The organism is Methylobacterium sp. E-025, from assembly GCF_022829705.1.
GTDB lineage: Bacteria > Pseudomonadota > Alphaproteobacteria > Rhizobiales > Beijerinckiaceae > Methylobacterium.
In genome coordinates this window covers 1-7,497 of record NZ_JAKSYR010000049.1, presented here as the reverse complement: position 1 = coordinate 7,497, position 7,497 = coordinate 1, and the positions used below count along the sequence as shown (strand labels likewise).

Here is a 7,497-nt window from a genome sequence, read left to right as displayed (position 1 = left end):
GAACGCGGCATCGTCTCGCTGGTTGCGCAAGCCCCCGATGGCGAACAGGCTGAGATTGGGCTCGTTGGCTGCGAGGGCCTCGTCGGGATTCCGCTGCTGCTTGGCTCCGATCAAGCCCCCTATGATGGCCGGGTGCAGAATGCGGGATTAGCCTGGGTAATGTCCGCCTCGAGTTTCCGCGACATCTTACCCAGATCCTCACCTTTAGGTGAACGGGTACTTCGATATGTGCAGACCGTCACTGCGCAAATGGCCGGAACAGCGCTAGCCAACGCACGCTACACGCTGGCAGCCCGTCTCGCCCGCTGGCTGCTGATGTGCCACGATCGGGTTGAGGGTAATGACCTGTCGACGACCCACCGCTTCCTTTCGCTGATGCTCGGCGTTAACCGTACCGGCGTCAGCGAGGCGATGGCGGTTCTGGAACGGGCCGGGGTCATCGCAACGAAGCGTGGGACCATCATCATCAAGGACCGCGAGCACCTGCTTGCTCAAGCGGGCGCCTCCTATGGAATGCCGGAAGCCGAGTATGATCGGCTTCTCGGCCCTACTACGTCGATCGCAACGCCCTGATCGGTTCCCTTGAACCTGCCGATCAGTTGAAGGGCTGTGCAGTAGGTGTTGCTGCCAGAACAACCGCGCCGGCCCGATCCGATTGAGGACTGGCGGGTTCTAACGGCCTTACTCCTCTATGATGGCGATGAGTGAGAACGAACCGGCGAGCGCAAATGTGCCTGCCACGAGAAGCACAATTAGGAGCATGGGTGAAGCCACAGCCTTCAAACAGCGACGCTTCCTCAACCCGTGAGGTCGATCACGGTTGTGGCTGGGGGACTGCTAGAAACGGCAATAGACGCCCTCGATCAAAACCCGCCGTCATCCCCGGCGGTGTCGCTGTCGCTGTCACCGAACAGCCAATCGAGCGCTCCGGCTCCGACATCGCCGGCTACATCCCGCTGCAGCTCATTCATGCGCGTTTCGGGATGCTCGGCCCACACCTCAGCGAACCACCGGCGCGCAAGCGCATCCAGAGCGTTGTCGGTGAGGAGCGGTCCACTTTGATGCGGCATCTGACGGCTTTTTAGACGGTTGGACGGTTCGGCCCCGCCCCGATCTGCTCACGGGGCGGGGGAACCCCGGATCTCACCAGCGGGGCCGATACGCAACCTGGCCCTGGCGCGAGTTAGCAATGGCAGGGTTAGAAGCACGTCACCGGCACGAGTGCCAAGGTGTGTCGGAACGGGCCGATCAGTGGCGTCAAGCCGTCTCGGCAGCCTTCTTCCGGCTTTTGGCCTTCCCGATGCGGGTCTTAGGAGCTTCGGAGATCGTCTCTCCCGTATCAGCAGCCTTGGGAGCCGCCTTGCGCCGCTGCTGGCCAAGGCCGAGTGAACGCGCCAGTTCGGAGCGCTGTGCCGAGTAGTTGGCCGTCGTCATAGGGTAGTCGGCCGGCAGGCCGTACTTCGTCCGGTAGGCTTCGGGGGTCAGACCCCGCAGGGTCAGGTGCCTGCGCAGCGTCTTGTAGGATTTGCCGTCCTCGAAGCTGATCAGCGCGTCCGGCGTGACCGATTTCTTGATCTGCGCCGGAGTCGGCTTCTCGGGGCCGGAAGGCTCGTCTGTCGCTTCGGTGATGAGGCCTGTCAGGGCGGCATGCACCTTTACAATCAGCACGCCCAGCTCGGAGACAGGCACGTTGTTGTTTGAGACGTAGGCGGCGACGAGATCGGCCGCCAGCTCGATGGTGTTGGTCGCCGGTACGTGTTCGATGTCGTCCATCATGTCTCCGTACGATTTACCTAGGTACCTATCTCCGGCGCCATACGAAACACAAGTTTGTTTAATAGGCTGATTTAACCTTCTGCGCCCTATGAAACGGCATCAGTGCTCGTTGACGTGCGGCGCCCGCCCACTCGTCGGCCGACAGTTCCGGGCCGGTGACGCAGAGCACGCCGTTGGTGACGATGCCGAGGCCATCGGCGACCCAGGCCCGCCCGTCCTCAACGTGGATGTCAGGCCCGATGCCTGGCGGCCTATCGGTGAAGATCATGGTCGGCGCGCCTTCGTAGCGACCACTCTCGATGCGGGAGAGGCGACGGCGGAGATCCCCGGTGCTCAATGGAAGCTCCCGTCGCGAGGCTCGTGAACGGCAGTCCATTCGTCGGCCGTCAGGACCGGCGCCCGCAAGGTGAGAACGGGGCCGGACCGGGTGGCGCGACCATCAGCAACCCAGGTCCGCCAGTCCATCACGGCCTCCGCGGTGACGCTCTCGGGATAGCCGCCGAGGTTGCAGATCGCGGTAATGCGGCCGGTGCTCTGGCTGCTCTCGATCCGGTCGAGACGACGGCGGAAGGCATTGGTCGTCATGGCCGTTCATTGCCTCCTGGCAGGGGTGATGCGCGAAGGATGAGAAGCGGCCAGCCGAGCCGGTATGTGCCCGCGACCATGTGCTCAGCGATCTGCCGGTCGCGACCGTCGTCACTCTGCGTCCTGATGAGGATTGCGGACATCGGACGCTCACCGTGCCATTGCTTTGTCTCGATCTGGCGAAGGCGGGAGCGGAGGTTGATCGTCATGGGATCAGTCCCTCACGTTGCAGCACGCCGACTGCCCATTCGGCCTGTGCCTCGTCGGGAGCCTTCAGCCAAGCGATGAGGTTCCTGAAGCTCGTCGTCGGTGAGACGGTGCGTGCCGGGCTGCCTGTTGCGGTAACGACCCTCGACCTTGGCAAGCCGTGCTTCAGTGGTAGCGCGCATCGGAGCCTCCCGCGTCTTCCTCGATCAGAATGGCGAGAGCCGTATCTTCGGCATCGCCGGTTCCGCGCAGGTGCTGGGCCGTGAGGCCGAGACTGCCGTGCTTCGCTCTAAGATCGCCGTGGGCAGCCCGGACGACGCCGTAGAGTTGAGCATCGCTGGCATCGGCGATGTCGCCGGAGAACCCGTGGTCGACCTCGATCTTCGCGAGGCGACGGCTGAAGGTCGGATGCGTCATCGCTGAGACCCTTCTTCAAGGCGGGCAAGCCGCTCGTGGATGTCCGTAACTTCGATCGCACGAACATGAGCGTCCACGGCCTTGCCGATGTCGGCAGCCTCGGACGGGGTGAGTTCGCCAACTGCAATGGCTTGCAGCAGAGCGTGCGTGGCCTTCGGCAGGTCGGCCGTGGTGTCGATCGCCGGCAGGTCGAACTGGACGTGGCGGTCCCTCCGAACCGGTGCGAGGCGGTCCATGCAGAGCCGTAGCGCTGGGCCATCACCATCCAGGGCGAGTTCGATGGCCCTACGGGTCAACGCCTCAGCCTCGCCGTCCAGGATGGCTTCGATCGCCAGCGCGGTCTTGTTGCGAGCCCCCTTCGGGCGCCCAGCCGGATTGCCGGGGTTGTTCTCGCCGAAGGGTCTGCCCCTGGCCGTCATTGATCCACCTCAGAATGGCTTGCGGTAAATATCGCGGGGATACCGCGTCCCGCCGGCCGAACAGACTGAATATAGCAACGGCTAAGAGTTTTCACGATGCGGGCTCCGATGGTGCCCCCATTGGTGCGAGGGCCAGCGTCTCGGCGCTCTCAGCGAAGGCGTAGAGCGTGGCGACTGCGGCCTGCTTCCGCACGTCGGTCGAACCGGGCGCAGTCTCCATCGTGATCGCAGCGGTGCGAGCGGCGTGGATGGTAGCGCGGAGGCCGGCGTTGTCGGCGGCGCGTTCGTTTGGGCTCGTGGCTGGACCTCGTCGAGACCTGCGACAGTACGGCAGGCTCGGACCATGCAGAGGGTCTTGAAACAAGCGCTCATGCGACCCAGGACGATGATGTATTTCCGAATCATTCTCGGATAAGATAAGGTCGATTTGGCCTTAATTTTGTAAAAACTATCAAATTTGTGAGTTGAACCAAAAATTATAAGGCACTTAGCCCTACCTATTTGCATGCATAAGTAGAAGAAAATGACTCGGATTTTGTCTGAAGAATTTACGGCGCCAACTTTCGATTTGACCGGTCCTGGAGTGGGAAGTAGTCTTTCTGTCGCAAGGGCTGAATTTTGGAAGGGTATACCCGCACTCGTTGACTCTAAGGTTCGACTTGCACAGGAAAAAGGTGCGGAGGCCCACCCCCCCGTAATCGAGTATCTGCGCGACTTGGAGATCATCGCTCGCTCAGAATGCGAGTCCCGCGAAACTGTACAGATTATCGCCTCCGGTCGGCGGCTGCTCGGAGACAAGACCGAGATTGCCCCAGGCAACGGCCCATTCAGTCGGACCTGAGCAGAGGCAAAGCTCGCGAGCGGGTTCATCGGGCTACCGTCCGAAAATGCGCAGCGCGATCCGCCCCATTTCCGTGGACGATCCCGATCTCGGCCAGGACTTGGGCTGGAACCTTCGTCCGCGGGTCGTCAGGGCGGCACGCCGATCGACGCCATGCGCGACAAGCTCGTGGTGGCGGGCTTCATCCGACCCGACGATGCGAACGGCGCCATCGCCCGTGACATCCGCGGCGAGGTGATGGAAGCGCTCCGGGCCGAGCGCCAGGGCCGCCGACATACCGCTATGCCGACGAGGGGCGCGCTGCGGCTCCGAACCGTGAGGCGGTCCGCATCGCCGAGGAAAACGCCGAGCACGCCGCCTCGGTGGATCGCCAAGCGCGGCGAATGGAAATCGATTTCGAAGGCATGGGGCTCGCGCCGCGCGACCTCAACCGCGCCACGTTGCGCGATGCGGCCGAGCGCATGGTGTTGGGCCATACCGATGACCCTGTGACGGCCTACGAACAGGCCGCTGCCCGGCGCGGCGAGACAGTCCAGCCGGAGATGTGCCTCCCTCCCGCGCTTTCGATGATGCGCCCTTCCCCGAGATTGGACAGGGCACCCGCGTTGCGACCTCGGACGCGCTACCGATCAGCGACACGGCGCCGGCTATGGCGTTGCGTGAGGCTCGGGGTCTGTTCCGCGAACACAAGCAGGCTTTCAGCCCGCGCGGACCTGGTGACGATGCCGGCCGGCTGATGCGCAAGATCGTGGAGCAAGACGCGACGCCAACAGAGGTGGCGACGGGCCTATTCGGGTCGATGCCCCGGTTCGGTGAGACCGGCTTGTCGGTACGGTTCGCGACCCGCCTACGGGAAGCGCTGGGGGATGACAGCCCGGTCCTCGATGCCGTGCAGCAAGGGCTCATTGCCCGCGCAATCGACGGCAACGGAGCCGGCGATGTCGGGAGGCGCCTCGACACGCTGCTACGGGGTAACGGGCGGGAGGCGGCTAACGCCATCTTTACGCAGGAACAGCGGCGCGGCCTCGGGGCGTTCCGGGCGGCGCTGCATCAGGCCGAGCAGGCGCACCAGGCGTTGCCCTCCTGGATCTCCGACCTTTCTCGCTCGGGCTTCGATCCAAACGCGGTTGCGACGAGTCTGTTCGGTTCGGGCGTGCCGGGGTCTCGGGTCGGCTCTGCCAACTTCGCGCGGGGGCTGAAAGGCTTCCTCGGCGAGGGCAGCGAGGAATGGTCCGGCATGCGGCAAGCCGCGATCCAGAACCTTACCCAGCCGAGCGGCCGCACCCTGACCGCGACACAGGAGGCCGACCGCGTGGCCGACTTCGTGAGCGGTAAGGGGGCGGCGCTGGCCCGTGAGATGTTCGGGGGCGAGGAACTGGCCCGGCTCACGCGCTATGCGGCTGCGCTGCGCGCCACGGTGCTGCCGAGCGGTATCGGATCGCTGACGGCGGAACAGGGGCGCACGATCGCGGCGAACCTCCTGAACGGCCTCCTCGGCGCCATCGCGTTCAAGTCCGGTCTTCCGACGGCAGCTGCGGCACCATTCACGGTGAAGGCAGGGCAACGCATCGTGATCGGCGGTCCTGGCGCCTTTGGTGCGTCGCGGTCGTTCGGGGGCGGTGCGCCTCGGGTCGTGCCGGACACACCCGAGCATTTCCAGCGCCTCGGGCAGGGCGCCGGCAGGGCGGCTGGGCTCCTGTCGGACGACAGGGTTCCGTCGGGGCGCTAGACGAACAGCGTCCACACCATGCCGGCGAAGAACGCCGAACAACCAATCATCGGGGCGAGCCGGGCGCGCATCGGCTGCCCCCCTGCAACGATCTGGAACATGCGCATTCGTTGCTGCCTAGCTTAGGCTGGCGGCTGTAGGATGCATTCTGGCTAGTTCGCCGTTCGGTGCGGCGAGTCGCGAATTCAGGAAGCCGGACGAGCACAGTCTCGACCGTCACGGCCACTATCACAGCCGCGATGGCTCTACCGTCCACCAGCCAGCACATACCCGTGACGGGTCGAAGCCCGAAGGAGCCTCGGCCCGCTGTCGTGATGATACCTGGAGCTTCAGCCACACTCATCGCGGGACATGCTCACGGCACGGCGGGGTGGCGAGTTGGGTTAGATGAGAGGAGCTAGCAGTGGAAATCAGGCGCTTGGTACCCGCTCGTCATGTACGCAACGTCTGGGAAGCAATCATACCGATGTGCGCTTAGAGATGGTAGGAGCGTTCGCTAAGGACGCGCGCCATGCCTAGGAACGAAGTTTTTCGACTCGAGCAGCACCGTGTCGCGGTCGGAATGGTACTGGCTGTGATCATTACGGCCATCATGCTGAGTCTTGCCGCTTTCTGGGACCCTGAGAAGACCCTCGTGGTGCCCGTTGCTGAGCGTTTGCAGACCGCCTTGCGCACGGATGTGTTCGTCATCGGCTGGCTTGCCGCCGCAATCGCGAATGTGGCACGGCTAAGGTTCTTTTCGATTAAGAGCATTGCAGGAAGCAGCGCCGGATAAGGATCTCAATCAGTGCGGGATGCCGTCGCGATCCTACAGAACACAACAGAACAGGTCGTTTTAGCCGTCCTGACGCACTTGGTCTTCGCCGCCGTCGTGGGCCACCCTACGGCGATCCTAATGACGCTTGCTGCAATGTTCTGCGTAGGGCGCACGTTATTTTGGGTCGGTTACAAACGTGGTGCTAGAGGGCGTGCGCTTGGCTTTGCCCTCACGTTCTATCCGACGGTTACGGCGCTCGGTATTTCGGCAGCCATGCTTCTGCTAGGAAGGTCTGGTTAGAAATGAGGACAGCCCTAGCAGAAGGTCTCAGGCCCTAGCTTTTGACTACTAGCTCTTTAGCTCCTTGTTGCAAACCGAGTAGTACCCGCCGCCCTTCTCGATCCACTTCTTGCCGCCGTTGCCGGCGCCACCGGCAGCAGCCTTGTTGGCGTTGTACTGATCCAAGCAGGTGTGCATCCGACCCTTACCGGCCGACTCGCTCGCGTACTTGGGATCGACCGCTCTCGGGAACACAGCGGACCCCGTCACCGAAGACCGCGGTGTCGGTGCCGATCTCGTTGCTGTCGTGGTGGGCGCCGGGGCCGGGGCTGCGGGCGAAGCTGCGTTCGGTGAGAATGGGTTCGCGGTGGGGGTTGTGGGCGTGTCAGCTGGTGCCCCGCACTCAGCCTTCCGGAAGTCGTTCCACTTCTGCCCGTTCAGCGTGCCAGCCTGCTTGGCGGCTTGGTACTTCACGGAACAGTCCTTG

The 7,497-nt window shown here is 63.5% G+C and carries 14 protein-coding genes; 5 read left to right on the top strand and 9 right to left on the bottom strand.

Going from position 1 to position 7,497, the window contains the following annotated elements; translation table 11 throughout:
• Positions 1-573: Crp/Fnr family transcriptional regulator (locus tag MKK64_RS04350; RefSeq protein ID WP_243932366.1), on the top strand; the 573-nt coding region annotated here is incomplete at its 5' end.
• Positions 574-863: 290 nt separating this feature from the next.
• Here MKK64_RS04350 and MKK64_RS04345 read toward each other — a convergent pair.
• From MKK64_RS04345 to MKK64_RS04310, 8 genes are all read right to left on the bottom strand, one after another.
• Positions 864-1,070, bottom strand: a complete 207-nt coding sequence (locus tag MKK64_RS04345) for a hypothetical protein (RefSeq protein WP_243932365.1) — start codon at positions 1,068-1,070, stop codon at positions 864-866.
• A gap of 187 nt (positions 1,071-1,257) precedes the next feature.
• The gene (locus MKK64_RS04340) at positions 1,258-1,773 is read right to left on the bottom strand and encodes a MucR family transcriptional regulator (protein WP_409567867.1); all 516 of its coding nucleotides are present in this window, start codon (positions 1,771-1,773) and stop codon (positions 1,258-1,260) included.
• A gap of 61 nt (positions 1,774-1,834) precedes the next feature.
• Positions 1,835-2,044, bottom strand: a complete 210-nt coding sequence (locus tag MKK64_RS04335; RefSeq protein ID WP_243932363.1) for a hypothetical protein — start codon at positions 2,042-2,044, stop codon at positions 1,835-1,837.
• A 65-nt stretch (positions 2,045-2,109) separates the two neighbouring features.
• A complete protein-coding gene (locus MKK64_RS04330) occupies positions 2,110-2,361 on the bottom strand; it encodes a hypothetical protein (protein WP_243932362.1) in 252 nt (83 codons plus the stop codon).
• Complete coding sequence (locus tag MKK64_RS04325; protein WP_243932361.1) at positions 2,358-2,570, bottom strand: hypothetical protein; 213 nt, start codon at positions 2,568-2,570, stop codon at positions 2,358-2,360. Before MKK64_RS04325 ends, MKK64_RS04330 begins: the two co-directional genes overlap by 4 nt.
• 163 nt (positions 2,571-2,733) lie before the next feature.
• Positions 2,734-2,985, bottom strand: coding sequence for a hypothetical protein (locus MKK64_RS04320; RefSeq protein WP_243932360.1), 252 nt, complete (start codon positions 2,983-2,985; stop codon positions 2,734-2,736).
• Positions 2,982-3,404: a DUF5681 domain-containing protein gene (locus MKK64_RS04315; RefSeq protein WP_243932359.1), complete on the bottom strand. Its 423-nt coding sequence runs from the start codon at positions 3,402-3,404 to the stop codon at positions 2,982-2,984. The genes MKK64_RS04320 and MKK64_RS04315 overlap by 4 nt, the downstream gene beginning before the upstream one ends.
• A gap of 969 nt (positions 3,405-4,373) precedes the next feature.
• The gene (locus MKK64_RS04310; RefSeq protein WP_243932358.1) at positions 4,374-4,721 is read right to left on the bottom strand and encodes a hypothetical protein; all 348 of its coding nucleotides are present in this window, start codon (positions 4,719-4,721) and stop codon (positions 4,374-4,376) included.
• 260 nt (positions 4,722-4,981) lie between these two features.
• On the opposite strand from MKK64_RS04310, the gene MKK64_RS04305 reads away from it, so the two are divergent.
• From MKK64_RS04305 to MKK64_RS04290, 4 genes are all read left to right on the top strand, one after another.
• Positions 4,982-5,974 (top strand): hypothetical protein, encoded by a 993-nt coding sequence (locus MKK64_RS04305; protein ID WP_243932357.1) that lies wholly within the window; start codon positions 4,982-4,984, stop codon positions 5,972-5,974.
• Positions 5,975-6,101: 127 nt separating this feature from the next.
• A complete protein-coding gene (locus MKK64_RS04300; protein ID WP_279593031.1) occupies positions 6,102-6,365 on the top strand; it encodes a DUF3761 domain-containing protein in 264 nt (87 codons plus the stop codon).
• A gap of 120 nt (positions 6,366-6,485) precedes the next feature.
• Positions 6,486-6,749, top strand: a complete 264-nt coding sequence (locus tag MKK64_RS04295) for a hypothetical protein (protein WP_243932356.1) — start codon at positions 6,486-6,488, stop codon at positions 6,747-6,749.
• 12 nt (positions 6,750-6,761) lie between these two features.
• A complete protein-coding gene (locus MKK64_RS04290; protein ID WP_243932355.1) occupies positions 6,762-7,031 on the top strand; it encodes an MAPEG family protein in 270 nt (89 codons plus the stop codon).
• 48 nt (positions 7,032-7,079) lie between these two features.
• Here the strand turns inward: MKK64_RS04290 and MKK64_RS04285 are convergent.
• A partial coding sequence (locus tag MKK64_RS04285) for a hypothetical protein (RefSeq protein WP_243932354.1) occupies positions 7,080-7,497 on the bottom strand: 418 nt, incomplete at its 5' end.